Raw genomic sequence first — 21,610 nt, 5'->3', positions numbered from 1 at the left:
GGTCAGGCGTTCAGGCGGTCGCCGAGCGGTACTTGCGCACCGCCAGCGTCCGGAAGACCACGATGATCAGGGCCGAGTAGATCAGCGACGCCCAGACCGGATGCTGCATCGGCCAGGCACCGGACTGGGACAGACCGGGGTCGCCGAACAGCTCACGGCACGCCTGCACGGTGGCGCTGAACGGATTCCATTCGGCGATGTGCCGCAGCCACGGGGTCATCTGACTGGAGTCCACGAAGGCGTTCGAAATGAACGTCACCGGGAACAGCCAGATCAGACCGCCGGAGGTCGCCGCCTCCGGGGTGCGGACGGACAGCCCGATCAGCGCCCCGATCCAGGTGAAGGCGTACCCCAGGAGAAGCAGCAGACCGAAGCCGCCCAGGATCTGCCCGATGTTGGTCGATTCCGCGAAGCCGGGGCGCCAGCCCACGATCAGCGCGACGACGGCCAGCACTACCAGGGTGAGCGTCGTCTGCACCAGGTCGGCGAAGGTCCGGCCGGTGAGCACCGCGCCCCGGGCCATCGGCAGTGAGCGGAACCGGTCGATCAGCCCCTTGTGCATGTCCTCCGCGATCCCGGCGCCCGCGCCCGCGGTGGCGAAGGTCACGGTCTGCGCGAAGATCCCGGCCATCAGGAAGTTCTTGTAGATGTCCGGGTCGGTGCTGTTGCCGATCTTCATCGAGCCGCCGAAGACGTAGGTGAAGAGAATCACGAACATCACCGGCTGAACCAGACCAAAGAGGACCATCTCCGGAATTCTGGTCATCCGGATCAGATTCCGTCGGGCGATGACCAGGGAATCGCCCATCGTGCTCATTTCGCCTCCCCCTTCCCGGCGCCATGGCCGGTGAGCGAGATGAATACGTCGTCCAGGGTCGGGCGGCGCAGCCCGATGTCGTCGATCTCGACACCACGGGTGTCCAGTTCGCGGATGACCTCGGCGAGCAGCTTGGCGCCGCCCACGACCGGGACGGTGACCTTACGGGTGTGCTCCTGCACCGTCGTCTCGCCCTTGCCCAGGACCCGCAGCACCTCCTCGGCGGCCGCGATGTCCTCGCGCTCATGCACCACGACCTCCACGCGCTCACCGCCCGTACGGGCCTTGAGCTGGTCGGAGGTGCCGCGGGCGATGACCCGGCCACGGTCGATCACGCAGATGTCATGCGCCAGATGGTCCGCCTCCTCCAGATACTGCGTGGTCAGCAGCAGCGTCGTACCGCCGGCCACCAGCTCCTGGATGACCTCCCACAGCGCCTGTCTGTTCCGCGGGTCCAGACCGGTGGTGGGCTCGTCCATGAACATCACGGGCGGGCTGACCACCAGGGCCGCGGCGAGGTCCAGCCTCCTGCGCATGCCGCCGGAGTACGTCTTGGCGGTGCGGTCGGCCGCCTCCGCGAGGCTGAACCGCTCCAGCAGCTCGCTCGCGCGGGCTTTGGCCTCCCGCGCTCCCATCTGGTAGAGCTGGCCGACCATTTGGAGGTTCTCACGGCCGGTCAGATATTCGTCCACGGCGGCGAACTGGCCGGACAACCCGATGGAGCGACGGACTTCGTTGGGGTTCTTGAGCACGTCCATCCCCGCGACCACCGCCGATCCGCTGTCCGGGCGCAGCAGCGTGGTGAGCACGCGCACCGCGGTGGTCTTGCCGGCGCCATTGGGGCCGAGCAGTCCGAGCACGGTTCCTTCCGGTACGTCGAGATCGACGCCGTCCAGAGCCCTTACGTCACCGAAGGTCTTCACCAGACCCTCGGCGTGAATAGCGCCTGGCATGTTGGCACTCCCGAGGTTGGGTCAGTTCCACACTCAATCAAGGCATAAGTCCGCCCATATGGGCAGCGCTCGGCAGCAACTGGACGGCAATCGTAACCGAGACGCGATACATCGCGACATACGCGAGGCGAACAAAATTGAAGAATGCGAGCCGCGAGGGAGCCCCTACCCCCGCGAGAGCAGCCCCGTTCCCGGGCTCGGGCCCAGACGCGTTCCCTGACTCAGGCCCGGACCCGTTCCCGGCGTCAGGCCATCACCGTGTACCCGGCGCCGCGCAGCGCCTCCCGGACGTCCTCGCAGTGCTCCGGCCCCTTCGTCTCCAGGTGCAGCTCCACCTCGGCCTCGCTCAGCCCCAGCCGCGGGTTGGTGCGGACATGGCTGACGTCGAGCACATTGGCGTCCAGCGTCGACAGCACCCCCAGCAGCGTGGCCAGCGCCCCCGGCCGGTCGGTGAGCCGCAGCCGCAGCGACAGATAACGCCCCGCCGCGGCCATGCCGTGCCGCAGGATGCGCTGCATCAGCAGCGGATCGACGTTGCCCCCCGAGAGCACCGCGACCACCGGCCCCTCGAAGGACTCCGGCGCCGAAAGCAGCGCGGCCACCGGGCTCGCGCCCGCGGGCTCCACCACCAGCTTCGCCCGCTCCAGACAGAGCAGCAGCGCACTGGACAGCTCGTCCTCGGTGACCGTACGGACCTCGTCGACGAGGTTCTCGATGATCCGGAACGGCACATCGCCCGGCCGCCCCACCTTGATGCCGTCCGCCATCGTCACGGGCGCGTCGATCGTCACCGGCCGCCCGGCCGCCAGCGACGGCGGATACGCCGCGGCGCCCTCCGCCTGCACCCCCACCACCCGCACATCCGGCCGCAGCGCCTTCACCGCCACCGCGATCCCGGCCGCCAGCCCGCCCCCGCCGATGCCCACCACCACGGTGCGCACCTCGGGGCACTGCTCCAGGATCTCCAGCCCCACCGTGCCCTGCCCGGCGATGATGTCCGGGTGATCGAAGGGGTGGATGAAGACCGCGCCCGTGCGCTCGGCGTACTCCTTCGCCGCCCGCATCGTCTCGTCCACGAGCTGGCCGCACAGCCGCACCTCGGCGCCGTAGTCCCGGGTGGCCGCGATCTTCGGCAGCGGCGCGCCCTCGGGCATGAAGACCGTCGAGCGCACCCCCAGCAGCGAGGCCGCGAGGGCGACGCCCTGCGCATGGTTCCCGGCGCTCGCCGCGACCACCCCGGCCGCCCGCTCCTCGGGGCTGAGCCCCGCGATCCGCGCATAGCCGCCGCGCAGCTTGAACGACCCGGTGCGCTGGAGGTTCTCGCACTTGAAGTGGACCGGCGCGCCGACCAGCCCGGACAGATAGCGGCTGCCCTCGAGCGCGGTGAGCCGGGAGACCCCCGAGAGCGTCTTCTGCGCGCTGCGGACGTCATCGAGGGTGATCGTCGTCCCGGACCCCCTGGAGGCGGAACCTCCGGATACGGAACCCGCGGACGCGGACGCGGGGGCGGACGCGGTGGCAGGAGCGGGAGCGGACTCAGGGGCGGGGGCGGGAAGGGTGGCGGGAGAGGTGAGGTGCGAGGCCGGGCCGGGCCCGGAACCGGGCCCGATCTCGTCGCCGTGTCGTGCAGCCATGGTCCCCAGTCTCGCAGCTCACCCCCGACAGGCCCCGGCGGGCCGAATCGGTGGCGGGGGTTGGTGTCATGCCGGTGCCAGACGAGGGCCCGCCGACGGGCCACGGCGCCGGGGAACGGCTCAGATACGGCAGGTTGTGGCTCGAGGGCCGTCAGGTTTTTGCAGCCCCCGTACGGGCGGGCCCCCGGCCGCGTACTCTGTGCCACATCCCACAGACCACCGCATGAAGTGAGCCCTAGGCCATGCCCACCCAATCGGACATGACGACTCAACTCGACACCGGCGTACTGGACGCACTCCAGCATCAGGTCGCCGTCTTCGCCCGCCGTGCGGAACAGACCCGGCTCGGCGGCGTCGGCCAGGCCCGCAACTCCATGGACCGAGCCGCGTATCTGCTGCTCAACCGGCTCGACCAGGAAGGCCCAATGGGGGTCAAGGCGCTTGCGGGGAGCATGGGCATCGACTCGTCCACCGTGACCCGCCAGGTCGCCCCGCTGGTCGATTCCGGCATGGTCAAGCGCACCTCGCACCCCGAGGACGGCCGCGCGGTCGTGCTTCAGCTCTCCCCGCGCGGCAAGGCCCGCCTGGAGGAGGTGCGTTCGTCACGGCGCGATCTGATGTCCCGCGTGACCGGGGACTGGACGACGGAGGAGCGCGATCTCTTCTGCGACCTCCTGACCCGCTTCAACACCGCACTCTCCGCCGCCCACACCACGGTGCCGCAGGCGACGCCCGCCACCTGAGCCCGGCGCAGACATCTTGACCAGGTGCCTGTGCCTGCCGTGTCCTAAAAGGAACGGGAGGCGGAGGGCGTGGTGCGAGAGCGGCGGGCAGCACGGGATGGCCGCCGGGCCCGGGAGTTCGAGGCATTCGTCGCGGGCGCGGGTGGCCGACTGCTGCATGCGGCCACGCTGCTCACGGGGGAGCCGACGGGGGATACCGAAGCCGCCGAGCGCCTGCTGACCGCCGCGCTCGCGCGCACGTACGCCCGCTGGGACCGGCTGCGCGGCGAGGATCCGTACGACCACACCCGCCGGACGCTGGCCGCCCTCTTCGCCCACCGGGGCCACCGCTACCGCCGCCCGCGCGGCGGCACCCTGGCCCGGCTCACCCCGCAGGAGCGGCTGGTGCTGGTGCTGCGGCTGTACGAGGGGGTCGCGGAGGAGCAGACGGCGGCGGCGCTCGGGCTCCCGGTCGAGCGGGTCCGGGCGATCTGCACCCGCGCGGTCGCGGCGATGCGCAGCGCGGCGACCCGGCGCGGCACGACCGGAACGCGACCGTCCGCCGGGACACCACGATCCGGTGGAACGTCATCCTCTAGCGGAACGCCACGCTCTGGCGGGCAGCCTCCGTCCGCCGGAACGCAGTCCTCCGCCGGAACGCCACCATCAACCGGCGCCACTGACACCACAGGCACCACTGGCACCACCGGCACCACCGGCAGCCGCGCGGCCACCGGCGCAACAGGGGCAGGAGCCGACGCCGGGACCGGGGCCGACGCCGGGGCGGGAGCCGGGGCCGAGGCCGGAGCCGGGGCCGCCCCATGAGCTTCCCCGACCGCAAGGAGACCGAGGTCCGCCGAATGCTGGAGGGCCCGCATCCGGCGCTGCCGCCGGATCTGGCGGGCCGGGCGGCCGAACGGGGGCGGCGAATGCTCCACCGCCACCAAGTGGTGCGCACCATCGGGTGGCTGCTGCTGCTCGCCGCGGTCGTCGCGTTCGGCGTCTGGGCGGCGATCGTCGAACCGTGGGCCGCGCCGCCGCCCACCGACACCACCCCTCCCCTCGAGGGGTGGTGACCCTCGAGGGGTGGTGACACTCGAGGGGTGGTGACACTCGAGGGGTGGTGACACTCGAGGGGTCGCGACCACCCTCAAAAATCCGCAGCCCAGGCGTCAGCCCAGAGCCTGGCCCAGATCCATCAGCAGATCGTCGACCGACTCGATGCCGACCGACAGCCGTACGAGATCGGCCGGCACCTCGAGCGCCGAGCCCGCCGCCGAGGCGTGCGTCATCCGCCCCGGGTGCTCGATCAGCGACTCGACACCGCCGAGGGACTCCCCCAGCGTGAACAGCCGCGCCCGGTCGCACACCTCGACCGCCGCCTCCTCGCCGCCCGCGACCCGGAACGACACCATGCCGCCGAAGGCCCGCATCTGCTTGGCCGCGATCTCGTGCCCCGCGTGCTCCGGCAGCCCCGGGTAGTAGACCTGGGTCACCTTGGGGTGCGCGGTGAGCATCTCCGCGATCCGCGTGGCGTTGGCGCTGTGCCGGTCCATCCGGACCGCGAGGGTCTTGATGCCGCGCATCACCAGCCAGGAGTCGAAGGGCCCGGCGATGGCGCCCATCGCGTTCTGGTGGTAGGCGAGTTCATCGCCGAGGCCGGTGTCGGAGACGATCAGCGCACCGCCGACGACGTCCGAGTGCCCGCCCATGTACTTGGTGGTGGAGTGCACCACGACGTCCGCGCCGAGCGCGAGCGGCTGCTGGAGGTAGGGGCTGGCGAAGGTGTTGTCCACCACCAGCCGGGCCCCCGCGGTGCGGGCGACATCGGCGACGGCGGCGATGTCGGTGATGCCGAGCAGCGGGTTGCTGGGGGTCTCGACCCAGATCACCTTCGTACGGGGGCGGAGCGCGGCCCGTACCGCCGCCGGGTCGGAGCTGTCGGCGACCGACCACTCCACGCCCCAGCGCTCCACGACCTTCGCGAACAGGCGGAACGTACCGCCGTACGCGTCGTTCGGGATCACGACGTGGTCGCCCGGCACCAGCAGCGTGCGCAGCAGGCAGTCCTCGGCGGCGAGACCCGAGGCGAAGGCCAGGCCGCGGCGGCCGCCCTCCAGCGCCGCCAGGTTCTCCTCGAGCGCGGTGCGGGTGGGGTTGGCGGAACGGCTGTACTCATAGCCGCCCCGCAAGCCCCCCACGCCGTCCTGCTTGTAGGTGGAGACCTGGTAGATCGGGGGGACGACGGCGCCGGTGAGGGAGTCCGCCTCCTGGCCCGCGTGGATGGCGAGCGTCTCGAAACTCTGAGGATGCCCCTGGGGGTGCTGGTGGCTCATGGGCCCGAGCGTAACGCCCGACGCGCCCGTGCTGGATTCAACGACCGCCGGGGCGCATAGGCTGGACCACAAGCCGTTCCGCACCACAAGCCGTTACGGGCCTTCACACGGGGACACCTCATGGAGCTTCTGATCTTCCTCATCGCCATCGTCATGATCGGCGGGCTGATCGTCGTACCGGCTGTGCGGCGGATGCGCGGGGGCCGCGGGGCCGTGCAGGGTGCGATGCGCGCCTCGGACCCGCAGGAGTACGGCTTCGTCCCGCGCGAGCGGCTGGACGTACGGCTGCCCGGCCCGGACCAGCGGCTGATCGACGCGCTGGAGGAGGTCCAGGCCCGGCAGGACTGGCAGCCGGCCGCCCGTCTGCTCGCACTCACCGAGGCCACCTCGGAGCTGCGCTGGCAGCGGGTGCAGACGCTGGCCGGGGCCGCGGCCTTCGAGCTCGCCCAGGCCCCCGGCCAGGGCGGCATGTGGCTGCGCACCTGGCGGGTGGCGGCCCCCGAGGACCCGGGCGCGGCGGCGGTGCACGCGGAGTTCCTGGTCCGCCAGGCGCTGCTCGACCCGTCCTCGCAGGACTTCCGGATGATCCTGGAGGAGGCCCGGGACGTCTGCCACGAGGCGGCCCGGCTGGCCCCGGAGGACCCGGTGCCACTCATCGTCGAACTCGGCGTGGCCCGCGGTCTGGCCTACCGGCAGGCCGACTTCGAGGAGCTGTGGACCAAGGTCACCAAGCTCGCCCCGCACCACATGGGCGCCCACCTGGCCGCCCTCCACTACTGGTGCGAGAAGTGGCACGGCTCCCAGGACCGCGCCGACGCCTTCACCCACGCGGCCGCCGCCTCCGCCCCCGCGAAGAGCCTCCTGCCCGCCCTCCCCCTCTTCGGCGTCTTCGAGCACCTGCCGGAGGCCAACCTCGTGCGCACCCTCTACCGCAGCGAGGTGATCACCAAGGCGATGGAGGGCGCCCTCTACGCCGTCCGCCAGGCCCCCGCCGACCACCCGGTGCTGCCACACGTCCGCCACCTGCTGGTCTTCTTCCTGGTCCGCGCGGAGCGCTACGCGGAGGCGCTGGAGCAGCTGCGCCATGTGGACGGCCACGTGGGCGCGGTCCCGTGGTCGTACGGGGTGGACCCGGCGGCCGAGTACACGGTCTACCGGGCGCTGGCGGTGGCGGGCTGGGAGGGCGGCGGCGGCACCCCGGCGACGCTGCCGCGGTGACGCTGCCGCGATAGGAGGCCGTAAGGCGCCCGGAATTCCCATAGCCCCGTACCCGTTGAAGTAAGAGCGTCGCGCACTCGCAAGCCGCCGAAGACCACGAAGAACACGAAGACCGCGAGAACACGAAGAACGTACGACCAAGACGACCAAGACGAAGGACGTGGCAGCCGCCGCACCCGTCCCGCGAGGAGCCCGAAGATGCTGTTCAGCCGCCACCGGAACCACCTCCCCACCGCCGAGGAGGCGCTGAAGGGCCGCCCCGAACCGGGCTTCCGCGTCCCCGACCGCCACACGGTCCTCGGCAACCCCTTGACCGGCCCGTACCCGGAGGGCCTGGTCGTCGCCGACTTCGGCCTGGGCTGCTTCTGGGGCGCGGAGCGGAAGTTCTGGCAGGCCCCGGGCGTGTGGACGACGCTCGTCGGCTACCAGGGCGGCCACACCGAGAACCCCACCTACGAGGAGGTGTGCAGCGGCCTCACCGGCCACACCGAGGCCGTCCGCGTCGTCTTCGACCCGAAGATCACCTCCTACGCCGCCCTCCTGAAGGTCTTCTGGGAGTCCCACGACCCCACCCAGGGCTTCCGCCAGGGCAACGACGTCGGCACCCAGTACCGCTCGGCGATCTACGCCCACTCCCCCGAGCAGCAGTCCGAGGCCGAGTCCTCCCGCACCGCCTACCAGTCCGTCCTGACCGGCTCCGGCTACGGCGAGATCACCACCGAAATCCTCCCCGCGGGCCCCTTCTACCCGGCCGAGCCCTACCACCAGCAGTACTTGGACAAAAACCCGGCAGGCTACTGCGGCATCGGCGGCACGGGCGTCTCCTGCCCGATCGGCGTGGCCAAGGCGGATGGCTGAACCTCTCCGGCATGGCGCGACGGAGACGCTGAAGGTCCTGCTGACCGGTTCTGATCCTTCGTACCGGAGGACACCGGGGTCATGGTGTTCACGGAGAACGGGTACCTCTCACTCCTGGAGATCTACCCGGCCTCCAGCGAAACCGATCACCAATTGGCCGGAGCCACGCTTCATCAAGCGCTGGGCTCCTCGCAGGTGACTGAGCCACGGCACCACCACCCCGGTTTGCTCAACACGCAGCACCACGGCCGCCGGCACCTACTGGCAATCGAGCCGAGGGTGTCAGTCGTCGTCACCATGTCCGCCGCCATCAGCGGTCCTGGAGAAGCCGTCATGCCAGGCGGCCTTCGCTCCGGAGTCGCCGATCCGGTACACGTCCACGACGGCGCCCGCGGCCACCACGACGGAGAGCACCACCACCGCGACACGGACCACGAGCGCGGACCGGGGCATGGCTGCCCGGGTCCGCTCCCCGGGGGCCACGTCCACCGACGTCGACCTGCGGGTCGTCCACCAGACCGCCGTCGCCAGCACGAACAGGCCCGCAGCCCAGGGAAGCAACCCATCGCCCAGTTCGGCGTGCCTGCGCACCAGGGCGTCGCTGTCGACGTGCTCCTCCAGCCACTCGCCGGCATTCGTGGCCACGGGCACGCTCGCCAGCGTCACGAGGGCCAGCAGTGGAAGCACAACCCCCATCCGCCGGGCCGCACTCGGCCACATCGCGCCAACCACGACCGCCAGGGCACTCAGGGGAACGAGCACGACGTCCGCGCGCGCACGGGCTCCCGTTGTCCGGCCCGTGAGGCGCGTCAGGCTGTCACAGGAATTTCTGAGCTTCCTCTGAGCCCGCTCCTTCCGGCGCTCCGAAACCGAAACGCCGCCCGGAACGGCCACTGGAGCGGCACACACTTTTGGAGGGACCGCATGGCAGCACAGGCCCGTCGCACGGGCGTCAAGCTGAGTGACCCGTCGATGGGCGGTTCCTGGCCGGAGCCCCACTTCGCCGAGCGCTCGGACACTGTCCCCGCCAGAGCCCGAGGTGGCGCGCCCTCACTCGTTCGGGCGATGCGATCGGGCTCGCACTCGATACGCTGCTCCCAGAGATCAGAATCTCGCCCATGGGAGCAGCAATGACCACCTCCGCCACTGGGCAGCCACTCATCCCTCAGCCGCCTGCCACCGTCACGGCCCTTCGCCAGGCCGTCGCGCAGATCGCCCCCGCCGCCCTTCCCGCCTTCACGCGGGAGCTGGATCAGGCCGCCGACCAGTCCCGGCAGGCTTCCGACCTGGCCCCTCTCCAGCGGTTCATCGCCCAGTGGGCCGTCTACGTCCACATTCAGCGGCAGCCGAACATCGCGAAAGAGTTCCGTCACTGGGAGGACGCCGCCGAGGCAGGCGACGCGACGCAGGCCCGACGCGCCGCGTCGGCAATCGGCAAGATCCTGGACGATGCACATGCCGCGCTCGGATTCCCACCTCGATGAGCGTCGGCTGGCGCTGGGAGTACGACCCCGATCACGCTCACGTGGCAGGCGGCATCCCCGCTCACGTGGTGACCGAAGTGGAGCGTCTCGCCGGGCAACTGGTCGACCTGGCCAGCATGGGCGTCGATGTCAGCGACTACGGCAACGGCCCGCGAGCAGGGGGGATACGCCGCATGGACGCGGCAGGCGGCTATTTCTTCTTCCTGGTGGCACCACGAGACCAGCTGATCGTGATCGTCCGCATCATGCCACCGTTCCAAGACCTCTAGACGGGCGCCGGGGGCACATGGCAACACAGGCTCGGCGGCACGGGCGTCTCCTGCCCGCTTGGCGCGGCCCCGGCGGACGCCGTCGATCTCGACGAGTACGCCCTCGCGCACGAGTTGTGTGACCACCGTGGTCCGGGCGGGCAGCGGAGAGCGATCCGCGAAGAACTCCCCGTACACGCGGTTGAAGGCGGCGAAGTGGCTGCGGTCGCTGAGATAGCAGGTGCACTTGACGATCAGGTCCTTGCCGCTACCAGCTGCGTCGAAGACCACGACGAGGTTGAGCAGGACCTGCCGCACCTGGGCATCGAAGTCGGCCGGTATCTCGTGCGTAACGGGGTCGAGCGGCCCCTGCCCGGAGGTGAAGATCAGCTCACCGACCCTGGGACAACGGGGGCTCGGTGCCGTCGGAGAAGTGCCCCGGCACGGTTGTGCGAGCTGCTGGGGCTCGTTGAGGCCGCGCTCCTCGACGAGCGCGACAGGTCCGCCTTCCTGGAGGAGACCACCCGGCGCCTGGGCGCGTCGCTCCATCACGGCCGTACCGTCCGGGCGCTCGTGGAGATGGTGATCCCGAAACTGGCGAACGCGTCCGTGGTCGTCCTGCCCGTGAGCGGACGACGTACGCACTGGCACCGCGCGGGTCCGGGCGATGCCCGGCCCGCCGGGGAGGTGGCGGTCGAGGTGGCCGCGCTCGACGACGTGCTGCCCGGTGAGCTCGTTCGGGGCGAGGAGGCGCTGGTGGCGCAGCTCGCCGCGGGAGGCGTACGGCCCTGACGTCGTCGCTCTCTCGTGCACCCTGACGTTCAACCTTCCGCTCGCACACCGGCAGATCGAGACCTGCCAGTGCGCCGGTGTCCCCGTCATGGCGGGCGGCCCGGGGTTCGGCCCCGGGGGCACATGGGCGTACGCGCTGGGCGCTGACCTGTACGCGGCAGACGCCCGCGACGCGGCGGAAGCGCTGCTTCACCGCTGGCCGCCGGTGTTGTGCGGGGAGTCGTCGGTCCAGGCCGGTGCCATGGAGGAGTACGCGGCACTCGTCAGACGACGGCCCGAGCTGCTGGCGGACTTGGCCCATGTGCCGCGTGCTGTGTTCCCCGGGTTGCGGACACGCTCGGACATCCCGGGCATCCCGGGCGACTCGGGCCCCTCAGGCGGCTCTTGCGGCTCGGGCGGCTCTTGCGGCTCGGGCGGCTGGGTCGACTCAGGCCCCTCGGGCAGGGAACACGAGGAGGGCACCGGCATTCTGGGCCGGTTGCTGGACTCCCTGGCGGCGGCCGTGTTCGTCGACGACGCGCGCGTGTTCACCGGGCAGCTCGCCTTCGCCGCGGCCTACTTCACCGCCCGCTCGGTGGAGCCCCGCTGCCTCCTCGCGATGACGGATGCCCTGGCCGACCGCCTGCGCGGGTCGCCCCGGGCCCTCGACGCACTCTCGGCGGGGCGCCGATGCCTCGCCACGTGGGAGGCGGGCTCCCGCCACCCCGAATGAACGGGTGGGGCGCCGCGAGAGGAGTGGGTGGGTCAGCGCAACCCGCCGGAGGCGAAGACGACGTCGCCGGTGATCCATGCGGCGTCCTGGGAGGCGAGGAGGGCCACCACGGGGCCGATGTCGTCGGGTTGCCCCAGGCGGCCGAGAGGTGTGGCGGCAGCGACCCTGGCGACGTTCTCGTCATTGATGAGGCCGAGGGCCCGGGCGCCCTCGGTGTCGGTGGCGCCCGGTGCGACGGCGTTGACGCGGATGTTCCGCGGTCCCAGCTCATTGGCCAGGACTCTGGTCAGCGTGGTGAGGGCGCCCTTGGTCGAGGTGTAGAGAGCTGAGCCGGGGTTGTTGCTGGAGATGTCGGAGGTCGAGATGTTCACTATCGATCCGCCGGCCCCGGGCACTTGCTTGACGAAGGTCTGGCAGGTGAGGAACACGCCGAGCACGTTGGTCCGATAGTGCCGGTCGAAGTCGCTCGGCGTGACGTCCTGGAACGACTGGAAGGAGTAGAACGCCGCGTTGTTCACCAGTGTGTCGACCGGACCGAGGGCGGCACCGGTCTGCTCGAACATACGCTCGACATCGTCGGGGTTTCCGACGTCACCGGCCACCGCGACGGCGCTGCCGCCACTGCCGACGATGTCGGCGACGGTCCGTTCCGCGGCCCGGCGGTCGGTGGCGTAGTTGATCGCGACTGCGGCACCGGCGGCGGCCAGGGCGGCGGAGATTCCCCGGCCGATGCCCTTGCCGCCGCCGGTCACCAAGGCGACACGTCCGTTCAGATCGACCATTGACTTGCTGCTCCTCGCTCCGGTGTGACCGCGGTGCTGACTGCGGGGTGACTGCGCTGTGACTTCGGCGTGACCGCCGAACGGGATGAACGTACGAGGGCGGCTCACTAAAGGGAAGTACATACCTTTGGGTAAGCTCCTAACCCATGAACCAGTCGATATCGGAGCCGACCGGTGACCGGGAGCCGGTGCGCTCGCCGAACGGCTTCGCCGCCGATTGCCCGGTCCGGCCGATCTTCGGCGACATCACCAGCCGCTGGGCCACGTTGGTGTTCACGGCGTTGATGACCCGACCGCATCGCTTCTCGGAGCTGGCCGCCCGCATCGAAGGCGTCAGCGAGAAGATGCTCTCCCAGACCCTGCGGGCCCTCACCCGTGACGGGCTCCTCATCCGCACCGCGACCCCCACCGTGCCGATCCAGGTCACCTACGAATTGACCGCCCTGGGAAGGGATCTGGTCCCACGCCTCAAGGGCTTGGTCACCTGGGTCGACCACCACATCAGCACGATCCAGGCGGCCCAGGCCGCGTACGACGCCGACACACCGATCCCGCCCGCCGTGGCGAACCGACGCTGAAACCACTCGAGCGGACGCTGAAACCAATCGAGCCGATGACATGCGCCTGTCGGGCCGACGACGTGTGCCTATCGGGCTACTGCGGGTCGGCCGCCGAAAATCGGTGGCCACCTGAACCGGCCCACCCCACGCTGTACATCATGGAAGATCCGCGACGCGGGATCCGTGCGGTCCATTCGGAGTCCACGATCACCGTCTACCAGGCGTACTCCCCCGAAATCGGCCTGCCCGCGGCCCACGAGGGCCGTTTCCCGGCCCGGTGGAAGCGGGACAGGATGACATGGATCAAGCCGTCGTTCCTGTGGATGATGTACCGCTGCGGCTGGGGCTCGAAAGTGGGGCAGGAGACCGTCCTGGCCGTCGAGATCGGCCGTGACGGCTTCGAGTGGGCGCTGCGCCACGCGAGTCTGTCGAGCTATGTGCGTGGCGTACACCCCGACCAAGCCACCTGACAGCGCCAGTTGAAGCGTGCGCCCGCCCGCGTGCAGTGGGATCCCGAGCGGGACCTGCGCCTACAGCCCCTGCCGTATCGCTCCCTGCAACTCGGCCTCTCCGGCGAGGCCGTACGGCGCTACGCGGACGAGTGGACGGTCGCCATCCGCGACGTAACCCCGCTCGCCCGCGAAATCCACTCCCTCGTCAGCGGTGGCGACCTGGACTCCGCCGCCCGACTGCTGCCCCAGGAGCGTCCGCATCCCGCCGCGGACGACCTTCTCGCCCACCTACGGGGATGACCGGGCCGGTGCGCCGAAACAGCCGGCCGCGGCCGATCAGGACCAGTCGATCGGCCCGGTGTGGTCGATGAAGCGTCCCGACCCGGCGCCGGGCCCTTCGGTCGCGAGGCGGAGGATCGCGTCGGTGCCCTCGGTGACGGTCCGCACACCGCGAGGACCGCAAGACGGTCGAGCACCCCAGGGTCGGCCCCGTCGACTTGGACTGCGATGTCCTGACCGACGGTGACTCCGAGTTCAAGATCGTGATCTTGACTGCCGTGCCCGGCAGCGCGGATGAGGCCAAGTTGAGGCACCTCACGGCGACCGACGTCGACAGCACATCCGCGCCCGCCCCCTGATCACACTGCCCGGCGCCGACGCCCCGCCGTACCCGACCTGATCTGCCCGTCGAGCAGATTGGCAAAGGCAAGACGTATTTCATCAGTTGGAGGACAATCACCGGCTATGGCCATTGATTACCGCAGGCGTCCGAAAATCGACTATCGCAAGCGTCCCCAGGAGTCGACTCCCGCGATCAGTCTGGAAAAGGTCGCGGCTCAGGCCCCGGGGCTGGTCAGTCTCTACAAGACCGCCGCGGTCTCCCTGGCCAAGCACGATGCCGGTGGGCAACGGGCCGCGGTGTATCTGGTGCTGGACCGCTCCGGGAGCATGCGCAAGTACTACCGCGACGGATCCGTGCAGTACTTGGCGGAGCAGACGCTCGCCCTCGCGGCGAACCTCGATGACGACGGGGTCGTGCCGGTCGTCTTCTTCTCCACGGACATCGACGGAACCGCCGAGATCAGCCTCGACGCCTACGAGGACCGGATCAATCCCCTGCACGACTCACTGGGCCACATGGGCCGAACCAACTACCACGTCGCCATGCAGGCCGTCATCGACCACTACCAGGCATCCGGGGCCGACGATCCGGCGTTCGTCGTCTTCCAGACCGACGGCTCCCCCACTTCCAAGGCGGCGGCGGAGCATGTGCTGTGCACGGCCGCGAGGCTGCCCATCTTCTGGCAGTTCATCGGGTTCGGCGACGACGAATTCCGCTTCCTGCGCAGACTCGACGATCTGCCGGTGCCGAACCGGCGCGTCGTCGACAACGCCGGATTCTTCGCCGCCGGGCCGACACCGAAGGCCCTCTCCGACGCCGCCCTCTACGATCAGCTGCTCCATGAATTCCCGCTGTGGCTCGACTCCGCCCGCTCCGCCGGAATCCTGAAGAACTGAACGGACCGCGGTGCTTTCCCACCGCCGACCGATTCAGGGAGCGGCGGCACGACGGGTGACCGGCTTCGGCGGCAAGGCGTGCGCCGTCCGGCCTCGCTACTGGCCGGAGGGCGTCGGTGCCGGTGTGAGGCCGGCTTCGATCAGGCCGGTGAGGACCGCTTCGCCTAGGGCGTGGACGGCGGACTGGGGGCGGACCATGACGGTGAACTCCTTGATGCGGCCGTCGTCGGCGAAGTGCAGCAGGTCGATGCCGTGGATCTCCTTGTCGCCGACCCGGGTACGGAAGAGCAGCACCGCCGACTGGGCGGACGTGCCGTCGGTGCTGGTCTGCGCGGTGCCGGTGTGGTCGCCGATGTAGCGGAAGTCCTGGAAGGTGCGCAGCAGGACCCCGAAGAGGCCCAGCACCATCGGCTTGCCCTCGAAGGGGGTGAACTTGACGGGGCTGTAGAGGCGGATGTCCTCGGTGAACAGGTCGTCCAGGGCCGCGAGGTCCCGGTTGTCGATGGCGGTACGGAATCGGTCGGCGGTGGTCTCGGGAGTGATCTCGGCTGTGGGCTCGGCTGTGGTCTTGGGAGTGGTCATCGCATGCCCGCCTTCTTTCATAGTCATGGATGTGAGTAGTCACTTTCATGACTATCATGGGCGCGTGTCCAGCGACAGAGGCATGCGGGGCATCCGGGGCATGCAGCGACACGGAGAGATGAAGGAGGCGATCCGATGGCCCTGCGGCACGCCGTGCTGGCGGCACTGCTCGATGGGGAGCTCAGCGGATACCAGCTGACCAAGGCGTTCGACATCGGCGTGGCCAACTTCTGGCACGCCCAGCCGCAGCAGCTCTACGCCGAGCTGACCCGCCTGGAGAAGGACGGGCTCATCGCGGGCCGGGCGGTGGTCCAGGAGACGCGGCCCACCAAGCGGTTGTTCCATGTGACCGATGCCGGACTGGCGGAGCTGGAGGAGTTCACGGCGGCGTTCGCGAAGCCGTCCTTCATCCGTGACGACCTGCTCGTCAAGGTCCAGGCCGCCGACCACGTCGACAAGGAGACCCTGATCGCCCAGCTCACCGAGCGTGCCACCTTCGCCGAGGCCAAGATCCAGCTGTTCGGCAAGCTGCTGCGCAAGATGCGCGGTGACCGTACGGAGGAGGAGTTCCTGCGCCACGGCCACCGCATCGGCCCGTATCTGACATGTCTGCGCGGTCTGGCCCTCGAACAGGGCAACCGCGACTGGTGCGAGCGCACGATCACCGTCCTGCGAGAGAGGCAGCACAGCCGTGCCCGACACTGACGCGGCGTACAGCCGCTACGTCGCGCTGGGCGACAGCCAGACCGAGGGTCTGGGCGACGGGGACGACGTCACAGGTCTGCGCGGGTTCGCCGACCGCCTCGCCGAGCACCTCGCCCACGCCAACCCCGGCCTCTCGTACGCCAATCTCGCCGTACGGGGCCGCCTCGCCGCGCAGGTCCACGCGGAGCAGCTCGCACCCGCCCTGGCCCTCCGCCCCGACCTGGCCACCGTCGTCGCCGGGGTCAACGACCTCCTCCGCCCCCGTTTCGACGCCGACCGCACCGCCCATCACCTGGAGGCGATGTTCGCCGCGCTCACCGCGCAGGGCGCCCACGTCGCCACGCTCACCTTCCCCGACCCCGCCCGCATCAGCCCTCTGGCGCGTCCCCTCACCCGGCGCGTCACCGCCCTGAACGAGCGCGTCCGCGAAGCCGCCCGGCGCCACGGCGTCACCATCGCCGAAACCGGCCACCACCCCGTCGTCACCGACCCCCGGCTGTGGAGCCCCGACCGCCTCCACGCCAGCTCCCTCGGCCACGAGCGCATCGCCGCCGCCCTCGCCCACACCCTCGGCCTCCCCGGCGCCGATGACACCTGGAGCCACCCCCTGCCCCCACCGGCGACGCCCGCACCCAACGGATGGCGCGCCGCCACCGACGAACTCCGCTGGACCGCCACCTTCCTCGGCCCCTGGCTCACCCGCCGCCTCCGCGGCCGCTCCTCCGGCGACGGCCGCACCGCCAAGCGGCCGCGGCTGGGGCCGGTGGGTGCCGAGGTGTCCGAGCCGAGGTCTCGCGGCGAGCGGGTCGAAGGAACGGCCGCCGCGCCACCCGCGGATGCCGGACCGCGTACCGCGCCATGAGCTCCCCGCCCTCCTCGGACGACAGGAAGGATCCGCCGCGCTCGGCACGGTATCCACGATCACTGTTCGGGGACCGAACGACGGGGCACAGAGCCGGGGCAGGAGACCGAGCCTCACCCAGCGCCTGCCGGTGGACGGCCCCGTCGCCTCAGCCGTCCTGGCGTTGAGTGACGTCTCCCTCGAACTTGGAGTCGCGCACGACCTGCACACCGGGCCCGTTCATCAGCTGCCGGGCCGAGCGACTCTCGACACCCCGGAGTTGCTGGCGGCGCCGGGCGCCCGCGCCGTCGAGGCTCGTCTGCCATACCGCGAAGGCGGCAGCCAGAATGACGAGCACGGCCGTAGCGGCCCACCACGCCGCCGTCCAGTTCTGTGTCAGCATTCCGGTGGCCACGTTCACGGCCGCCGCCACCACCACGGACCCGGCCGCCGCCACCACACGCATCGCCGTCATTCCCACCACTGTCCCCCATCAGTTCCGTAGCATGACAATGCCGATTCTTCAGCATGGGGGACATGCCGTGTGGGGCAAACGCTATCAATCGGTCAAAGACAACGAGGTCGGCGGCGATCTGATCGTGGTCATGGGCGGCAAACCGGCCGCCACGGATCTGGAGCGCGCGGCGGACCGATTGCGGAAGGACGTCCTGTCCAGGGCGCGGCACGCGGTGGCCCGTCTCGAACTCCAGCGACCGGCCTTGATCGAAACCCCTTGGAAGGGCAGCCGCAGACCTGTCCAGCCGTCGCAGGACGTACTGGGCGTCGCCCCGGAGGATCTGAAGGGCACGGTGACCCAGTTATCGGATACCTGCCGGGAGCTGCCCCTGCGTCAACTCGTGGTCCTCGGAGAACCGGGTACCGGCAAGAGCGTCGCCGCCATACAGCTCGTGCATGAGATGGCCGAAAACCCTCAGCCCGGTTATCCGGTCCCGGTGCTGATGTCGCTGTCGTCATGGCGTCCGGCGATCTCGATGCGGGAATGGATCCTCCGGCAGATCGCACAGAACAGCCCAAGGCTCACCAGTCGGCGGCGGTTCGGGGCGGACGCGGGGGCCGGTCTGTTCGACGCGGGCATGGTGATGCCGGTGCTCGACGGTTTGGATGAGCTGCCGGAGCCGCTGCGCGCCCGCGCGATCAAGGCGATCGACAGGGTGATCCGCGACGGCTGCTGGCTGCTGGTCACCTGTCGCGGCGACGAGTACGAAACAGCGTGCCGGGCCGGGGCCCATCTCACCAGAGCCGCGGTCGTAGAGCTCGAAGAGGTGAAGGCGGAGGCGGCGATCGCCTACCTGACACGGTCGACGCTGTCCGGTGACGACCGCTGGAACACGGTATTCGACGCCATGCGGCGGGAACCGGAGTCGATGCTGGCCCGGACGATGAGCTCCCCCCTGATGCTGTACCTGGCCCGTACGACCTACCGGGCGCGCCTGACCGAGCCCGGAGAACTGGTGTCGAAGACGCGCTCCAAGGAGGACATCGAAGACACATTGCTGAACCGGTATCTCCCCGCCGTTTACACGGAGGATCCGCCCAGCCGCTACAAGGAGGCACCGGCCAAGCGCTATCTGACGCTGATGGCTCGCCAGATGCGGCGGGACGGCACGGTCGACTTCGCCTGGTGGCAGATCAATGCCCGACTGACGGGACCGTTGGTCGGCCTGGCGTTCGGCGCCGTGTGGGGCTGGTTTCTGCACGCGCTGTTCGGTCCGGGGTTGGGAGTGACGACCGGACTGCTGGCCGGACTCGGTGGGTGGTTCGCTCATGCGGCGGTCCGATTCGAGCTGAAGCAGGTGTACGTACCCAAGGACGCCGAGTACGGACCGAAAGCCCTCATACGCCGATACGCGCTCATCGGCGTCGCATCGGCTCTGGCGATCGCCGGTGTCACGGGATGCTCCGTGGCGTGGTGGCTGGTGCGAGCGCTCAAGGCGGGAGGGGAGACCGCCTGGCATTACGGCACGATCGTCGGCGCCGCTTCGGGCGCGGCCACACTGCTCGGCTCGGCCTGGGGTTCATACCAGCTGTCCCGCTGCTGGTTCTGGCTCACACGACGGCTTCCATGGCTATTGCCGCCCTTCCTCGAAGACGCCCATGAACTCGGCGTGCTGCGTCGGATTGGCCCGGTCCACCAATTCCGGCACGAGCGAGTGCTGAGGCAGTTGGGCGGCAGCATCGCCAAGAAGCCGTCCCGGTCGGTTCACGGCGACTGGAATGCCAAGTGGCAACGCTGGAGGGCGCTGCTGCCCGTCTTCGCCAGCCTTGTGCAGATTGGTACGGCGCTATCCATCCTCGCCGTGATATCCATGCTGTACGCCTCGTCGACCCAAATCGATTTGCGCTATCACTCCGGGGACGAGCCCCGCTATTTCCTCAACACCTCCGTTTGCGGATACCCGAGCGACTCCCCGTGCCTAGGCGCCTCGATCTGGTCGTGGAAACTGCCCCAGGGATCCTCCCGCCACACGGTCTGGCTGCCGGAAACTCTCCATGGCCGTTCCATTCGGGGCTGGAGCGGCAGGATCAAGGCCGACGGCTGCGCCGGAGGCGCCGTCAAGGTGACCCTGGAATTGGCGGGAGAGGCGCCGGTGACCTTCACCCTGAGGGACTCCGCGAATTCCCCCATGAAGGACCTTTCGGAGCCGGCCCGCCCGGAGCGCCGACCGGTCTCCCTCACCCTGCGGAGGCTGGACGATCGGCCCTGCTCCCTGCTCGTGGAGTGGAGTGGGCCAGGCCTCGTTGATGACGGTCTGGAGCCCGCCCGCAAACGGCTCGGTATCACCGCGTCCACGATGACTCACCCCACCTTCGCGGAGTGAGCGGTTGGCTCCGAAGGTCCGAGGTCCGTCCATCCGCTCGACCGGGTCAGCTGACGGCCGTTCGGGTCGTTAGGGTCGTTAGGGTCGCCGTGATCACCACTGTCGTGTACGGCATCGTGAAGCTGCCGCCCATCGCGTCGATGGCCGCGCCCACGCCTTCCAGCACCTCCGCCAGCTCGGCCGGAGGGAGCCGGGTGAAGGCGCCCTGGGTGGGGATCTGTTCGAGCCAGGCGTCCCGGGTGTAGGTCCACTCCCAGTCGAACCGCCACTGCTCCGGTTCGCCGAACGCGCCCGCCGCCCGTATCCCGTCGGCGGCCTTGGCGAGGATCGGCTGATAGACGTCCGGGCCGCTCTGCGTCACCGCCCGGAAGTCGAACGGCGCGTCGGGCATCACCCGTCGGCAGACCGTGGCGAGGGCTTCCGCCAGATCGGCTGGGAGCCGGAAGACATTCCAGAACGCGGCCAGCCGGGCGCCGGGCCGCAGTACCCGGGCGGCCTTGGCCGCCCCCGCGACCGGGTCGATCCAGTGCCACGCCTGGCCCGCGATCACGGCATCGAATTCCCGACCGGCCGGATCCCAGGCCTCGAACGTCGCGACCTCGACCTCCGTCCCCAGCCGCCGCGCCACGTCGGCCATCCGCGCGTCCGGCTCGACGCCGAGCACCATACGGCCGGTCCGCTGGAACTGCCGGGCCGCGATACCGGTGCCACAACCGACGTCGAGGCCGTCGAGGCCGGGACCGCCGGTGGCGATCCGGTCGACCATGGCCTGCGGGTAGCGGGGCCGGGCCTGGTCATAACGTTCGGCATCCGAGCCGAACGACTCGGCCATCTGCCGATGTTGATGGGGCTCGTTCCCGGAGAACGGTAGAGTGGGCATGCGCCCACTATGAGTGGGCACTTGCCCACTCGTCAACCGGATGGGCCCACGAGCAAGGTGAGGGAGGGACGCACGGTGCCGACAGGGGTGGCCATGCGTGACGTACGCGAGCAGTTGTTCCAGGCCGCCGAGCGAGTCCTGCTCCGGGCCGGGCCGAGCGCGCTGACCAGCCGGGCCGTCACCACGGAGGCGGGCTGCGCGAAGGGCGTCCTGCACCGGCACTTCGCCGACTTCGACGCCTTCCTCGCCGAGCTCGTACGGGATCGCGTCGCCCGGCTCGACCACCAGTCCGCCGCCCTGCGCGACGCCGCCGGGACCGGCACCGTCGCCGACCACCTCGCCGACGCGCTGACGACCCTTTTCGAGTCGGTCGCCGTGGGCCTCGTCAGCCTCGTCATCTCGCGGGACGAGCTGCGCGCCCGCCTCCGCGAGACCACACCGACCGGCCTGCCGCTCCTGACGGAAGCCACCGCCATGATCGCCTCCTACCTGGCCGCCGAGCGGGACCGGGGACGCATCGCGGCCGACGCCGACATCGACGCGCTCGCCCCCACGGTGATCGGGGCCGGCCACCTCCTCTTCGCGGACCGCGAAGCCGCGCCACCGGACGCCGCGGCCGTCCGCAAGATGGTCACCACCGTCATCGCCGACGTCGTACGGGAGCCGTAGCCCCGCC

At 70.2% G+C, this 21,610-nt stretch carries 24 protein-coding genes and 4 pseudogenes; 17 read left to right on the top strand and 11 right to left on the bottom strand.

Annotated features, from left to right (window positions below; all coding sequences use genetic code 11):
- Positions 1-10: 10 nt before the first annotated feature.
- The 3 genes from ACJX2R_RS32505 to ilvA form a co-directional block, all read right to left on the bottom strand.
- Positions 11-817, bottom strand: a complete 807-nt coding sequence (locus tag ACJX2R_RS32505) for an ABC transporter permease (protein ID WP_413103034.1) — start codon at positions 815-817, stop codon at positions 11-13.
- On the bottom strand, positions 814-1,770 hold the full coding sequence (locus tag ACJX2R_RS32500) for an ATP-binding cassette domain-containing protein (RefSeq protein WP_413103033.1): 957 nt from the start codon (positions 1,768-1,770) through the stop codon (positions 814-816). The genes ACJX2R_RS32505 and ACJX2R_RS32500 overlap by 4 nt, the downstream gene beginning before the upstream one ends.
- Before the next feature lie 245 nt (positions 1,771-2,015).
- Positions 2,016-3,404 carry a threonine ammonia-lyase gene (gene ilvA / locus ACJX2R_RS32495; RefSeq protein ID WP_413103032.1) on the bottom strand — a complete coding sequence of 463 codons (1,389 nt, stop codon included), beginning with the start codon at positions 3,402-3,404 and terminating at the stop codon, positions 2,016-2,018.
- Positions 3,405-3,646: 242 nt separating this feature from the next.
- On the opposite strand from ilvA, the gene ACJX2R_RS32490 reads away from it, so the two are divergent.
- The 3 genes and pseudogenes from ACJX2R_RS32490 to ACJX2R_RS32480 all read left to right on the top strand — a co-directional run bounded on the left by ACJX2R_RS32490 (position 3,647) and on the right by ACJX2R_RS32480 (position 5,202).
- Positions 3,647-4,147 carry a MarR family winged helix-turn-helix transcriptional regulator gene (locus tag ACJX2R_RS32490; protein ID WP_413103031.1) on the top strand — a complete coding sequence of 167 codons (501 nt, stop codon included), beginning with the start codon at positions 3,647-3,649 and terminating at the stop codon, positions 4,145-4,147.
- A 72-nt stretch (positions 4,148-4,219) separates the two neighbouring features.
- Positions 4,220-4,693 (top strand): annotated as a pseudogene (locus tag ACJX2R_RS32485) (sigma factor-like helix-turn-helix DNA-binding protein); the annotation flags it as partial.
- Positions 4,694-4,947: 254 nt separating this feature from the next.
- On the top strand, positions 4,948-5,202 hold the full coding sequence (locus tag ACJX2R_RS32480) for a hypothetical protein (protein ID WP_086886529.1): 255 nt from the start codon (positions 4,948-4,950) through the stop codon (positions 5,200-5,202).
- Between the two features lie 96 nt (positions 5,203-5,298).
- On the opposite strand, the gene ACJX2R_RS32475 is transcribed toward ACJX2R_RS32480, so the two are convergent.
- Positions 5,299-6,462, bottom strand: a complete 1,164-nt coding sequence (locus tag ACJX2R_RS32475) for a cystathionine gamma-synthase (protein WP_262702931.1) — start codon at positions 6,460-6,462, stop codon at positions 5,299-5,301.
- 120 nt (positions 6,463-6,582) lie between these two features.
- Here ACJX2R_RS32475 and ACJX2R_RS32470 point away from each other — a divergent pair, with 120 nt between their 5' ends.
- Together ACJX2R_RS32470 and msrA are read left to right on the top strand one after the other, a co-directional pair.
- A complete protein-coding gene (locus ACJX2R_RS32470; RefSeq protein WP_413103030.1) occupies positions 6,583-7,680 on the top strand; it encodes a hypothetical protein in 1,098 nt (365 codons plus the stop codon).
- 198 nt (positions 7,681-7,878) lie between these two features.
- Positions 7,879-8,538: a peptide-methionine (S)-S-oxide reductase MsrA gene (gene msrA / locus ACJX2R_RS32465; protein WP_262702929.1), complete on the top strand. Its 660-nt coding sequence runs from the start codon at positions 7,879-7,881 to the stop codon at positions 8,536-8,538.
- 282 nt (positions 8,539-8,820) lie between these two features.
- Here msrA and ACJX2R_RS32460 read toward each other — a convergent pair whose 3' ends face one another.
- A complete protein-coding gene (locus tag ACJX2R_RS32460; protein ID WP_413103029.1) occupies positions 8,821-9,189 on the bottom strand; it encodes a hypothetical protein in 369 nt (122 codons plus the stop codon).
- A gap of 479 nt (positions 9,190-9,668) precedes the next feature.
- Between ACJX2R_RS32460 and ACJX2R_RS32455 the strand changes: the two genes are divergently transcribed.
- Both ACJX2R_RS32455 and ACJX2R_RS32450 read left to right on the top strand, forming a co-directional pair.
- Positions 9,669-10,022 carry a DUF6247 family protein gene (locus ACJX2R_RS32455; RefSeq protein WP_413103028.1) on the top strand — a complete coding sequence of 118 codons (354 nt, stop codon included), beginning with the start codon at positions 9,669-9,671 and terminating at the stop codon, positions 10,020-10,022.
- Positions 10,019-10,291, top strand: coding sequence for a hypothetical protein (locus ACJX2R_RS32450; protein WP_413103027.1), 273 nt, complete (start codon positions 10,019-10,021; stop codon positions 10,289-10,291). The genes ACJX2R_RS32455 and ACJX2R_RS32450 overlap by 4 nt, the downstream gene beginning before the upstream one ends.
- A 138-nt stretch (positions 10,292-10,429) precedes the next feature.
- On the opposite strand, the pseudogene ACJX2R_RS32445 reads toward ACJX2R_RS32450, so the two are convergent.
- Positions 10,430-10,819, bottom strand: a pseudogene (locus ACJX2R_RS32445) (RidA family protein); the annotation flags it as partial.
- Between ACJX2R_RS32445 and ACJX2R_RS32440 the strand changes: the two are divergent.
- Positions 10,718-11,062, top strand: a complete 345-nt coding sequence (locus tag ACJX2R_RS32440) for a hypothetical protein (RefSeq protein WP_413103026.1) — start codon at positions 10,718-10,720, stop codon at positions 11,060-11,062. The pseudogene ACJX2R_RS32445 and the gene ACJX2R_RS32440 sit on opposite strands and share 102 nt — an antisense overlap.
- The gene (locus ACJX2R_RS32435; protein WP_413103025.1) at positions 10,998-11,774 is read left to right on the top strand and encodes a hypothetical protein; all 777 of its coding nucleotides are present in this window, start codon (positions 10,998-11,000) and stop codon (positions 11,772-11,774) included. Before ACJX2R_RS32440 ends, ACJX2R_RS32435 begins: the two co-directional genes overlap by 65 nt.
- Before the next feature lie 32 nt (positions 11,775-11,806).
- On the opposite strand, the gene ACJX2R_RS32430 is transcribed toward ACJX2R_RS32435, so the two are convergent.
- Entirely contained in the window at positions 11,807-12,556 is a 750-nt protein-coding gene (locus ACJX2R_RS32430; RefSeq protein WP_413103024.1) for an SDR family NAD(P)-dependent oxidoreductase, read from the bottom strand.
- A 146-nt stretch (positions 12,557-12,702) separates the two neighbouring features.
- On the opposite strand from ACJX2R_RS32430, the gene ACJX2R_RS32425 reads away from it, so the two are divergent.
- Together ACJX2R_RS32425 and ACJX2R_RS32420 are read left to right on the top strand one after the other, a co-directional pair.
- On the top strand, positions 12,703-13,134 hold the full coding sequence (locus tag ACJX2R_RS32425; protein WP_413103023.1) for a winged helix-turn-helix transcriptional regulator: 432 nt from the start codon (positions 12,703-12,705) through the stop codon (positions 13,132-13,134).
- 140 nt (positions 13,135-13,274) lie between these two features.
- Positions 13,275-13,868: pseudogene (locus ACJX2R_RS32420) on the top strand (DUF4291 domain-containing protein).
- Between the two features lie 36 nt (positions 13,869-13,904).
- Here ACJX2R_RS32420 and ACJX2R_RS32415 read toward each other — a convergent pair.
- Positions 13,905-14,027 (bottom strand): annotated as a pseudogene (locus ACJX2R_RS32415) (short-chain dehydrogenase); the annotation flags it as partial.
- A gap of 38 nt (positions 14,028-14,065) precedes the next feature.
- Here ACJX2R_RS32415 and ACJX2R_RS32410 point away from each other — a divergent pair.
- Both ACJX2R_RS32410 and ACJX2R_RS32405 read left to right on the top strand, forming a co-directional pair.
- Complete coding sequence (locus ACJX2R_RS32410; RefSeq protein ID WP_413103022.1) at positions 14,066-14,206, top strand: hypothetical protein; 141 nt, start codon at positions 14,066-14,068, stop codon at positions 14,204-14,206.
- 106 nt (positions 14,207-14,312) lie between these two features.
- Entirely contained in the window at positions 14,313-15,086 is a 774-nt protein-coding gene (locus tag ACJX2R_RS32405; protein WP_413103021.1) for a vWA domain-containing protein, read from the top strand.
- 96 nt (positions 15,087-15,182) lie between these two features.
- On the opposite strand, the gene ACJX2R_RS32400 is transcribed toward ACJX2R_RS32405, so the two are convergent.
- Positions 15,183-15,668, bottom strand: a complete 486-nt coding sequence (locus ACJX2R_RS32400) for a nuclear transport factor 2 family protein (protein WP_413103020.1) — start codon at positions 15,666-15,668, stop codon at positions 15,183-15,185.
- A 135-nt stretch (positions 15,669-15,803) separates the two neighbouring features.
- Here ACJX2R_RS32400 and ACJX2R_RS32395 point away from each other — a divergent pair, with 135 nt between their 5' ends.
- Together ACJX2R_RS32395 and ACJX2R_RS32390 are read left to right on the top strand one after the other, a co-directional pair.
- On the top strand, positions 15,804-16,373 hold the full coding sequence (locus ACJX2R_RS32395; RefSeq protein ID WP_044570804.1) for a PadR family transcriptional regulator: 570 nt from the start codon (positions 15,804-15,806) through the stop codon (positions 16,371-16,373).
- A complete protein-coding gene (locus ACJX2R_RS32390) occupies positions 16,360-17,235 on the top strand; it encodes an SGNH/GDSL hydrolase family protein (protein WP_413103019.1) in 876 nt (291 codons plus the stop codon). Before ACJX2R_RS32395 ends, ACJX2R_RS32390 begins: the two co-directional genes overlap by 14 nt.
- Before the next feature lie 148 nt (positions 17,236-17,383).
- On the opposite strand, the gene ACJX2R_RS32385 is transcribed toward ACJX2R_RS32390, so the two are convergent.
- Positions 17,384-17,689 carry a hypothetical protein gene (locus ACJX2R_RS32385; RefSeq protein ID WP_413103018.1) on the bottom strand — a complete coding sequence of 102 codons (306 nt, stop codon included), beginning with the start codon at positions 17,687-17,689 and terminating at the stop codon, positions 17,384-17,386.
- A 37-nt stretch (positions 17,690-17,726) separates the two neighbouring features.
- Between ACJX2R_RS32385 and ACJX2R_RS32380 the strand changes: the two genes are divergently transcribed.
- Positions 17,727-20,054, top strand: coding sequence for an NACHT domain-containing protein (locus ACJX2R_RS32380; protein ID WP_413103017.1), 2,328 nt, complete (start codon positions 17,727-17,729; stop codon positions 20,052-20,054).
- A gap of 46 nt (positions 20,055-20,100) precedes the next feature.
- Here the strand turns inward: ACJX2R_RS32380 and ACJX2R_RS32375 are convergent, their stop codons facing one another.
- Positions 20,101-20,886: a class I SAM-dependent methyltransferase gene (locus ACJX2R_RS32375; protein WP_413103016.1), complete on the bottom strand. Its 786-nt coding sequence runs from the start codon at positions 20,884-20,886 to the stop codon at positions 20,101-20,103.
- Positions 20,887-21,009: 123 nt separating this feature from the next.
- On the opposite strand from ACJX2R_RS32375, the gene ACJX2R_RS32370 reads away from it, so the two are divergent.
- Positions 21,010-21,603, top strand: coding sequence for a TetR/AcrR family transcriptional regulator (locus ACJX2R_RS32370; protein WP_413103015.1), 594 nt, complete (start codon positions 21,010-21,012; stop codon positions 21,601-21,603).
- Positions 21,604-21,610 lie beyond the last annotated feature (7 nt).

The organism is Streptomyces sp. Inha503, assembly GCF_047215865.1.
GTDB lineage: Bacteria > Actinomycetota > Actinomycetes > Streptomycetales > Streptomycetaceae > Streptomyces > Streptomyces lycopersici.
This window is presented reverse-complemented; position numbering and strand designations above follow the sequence as displayed.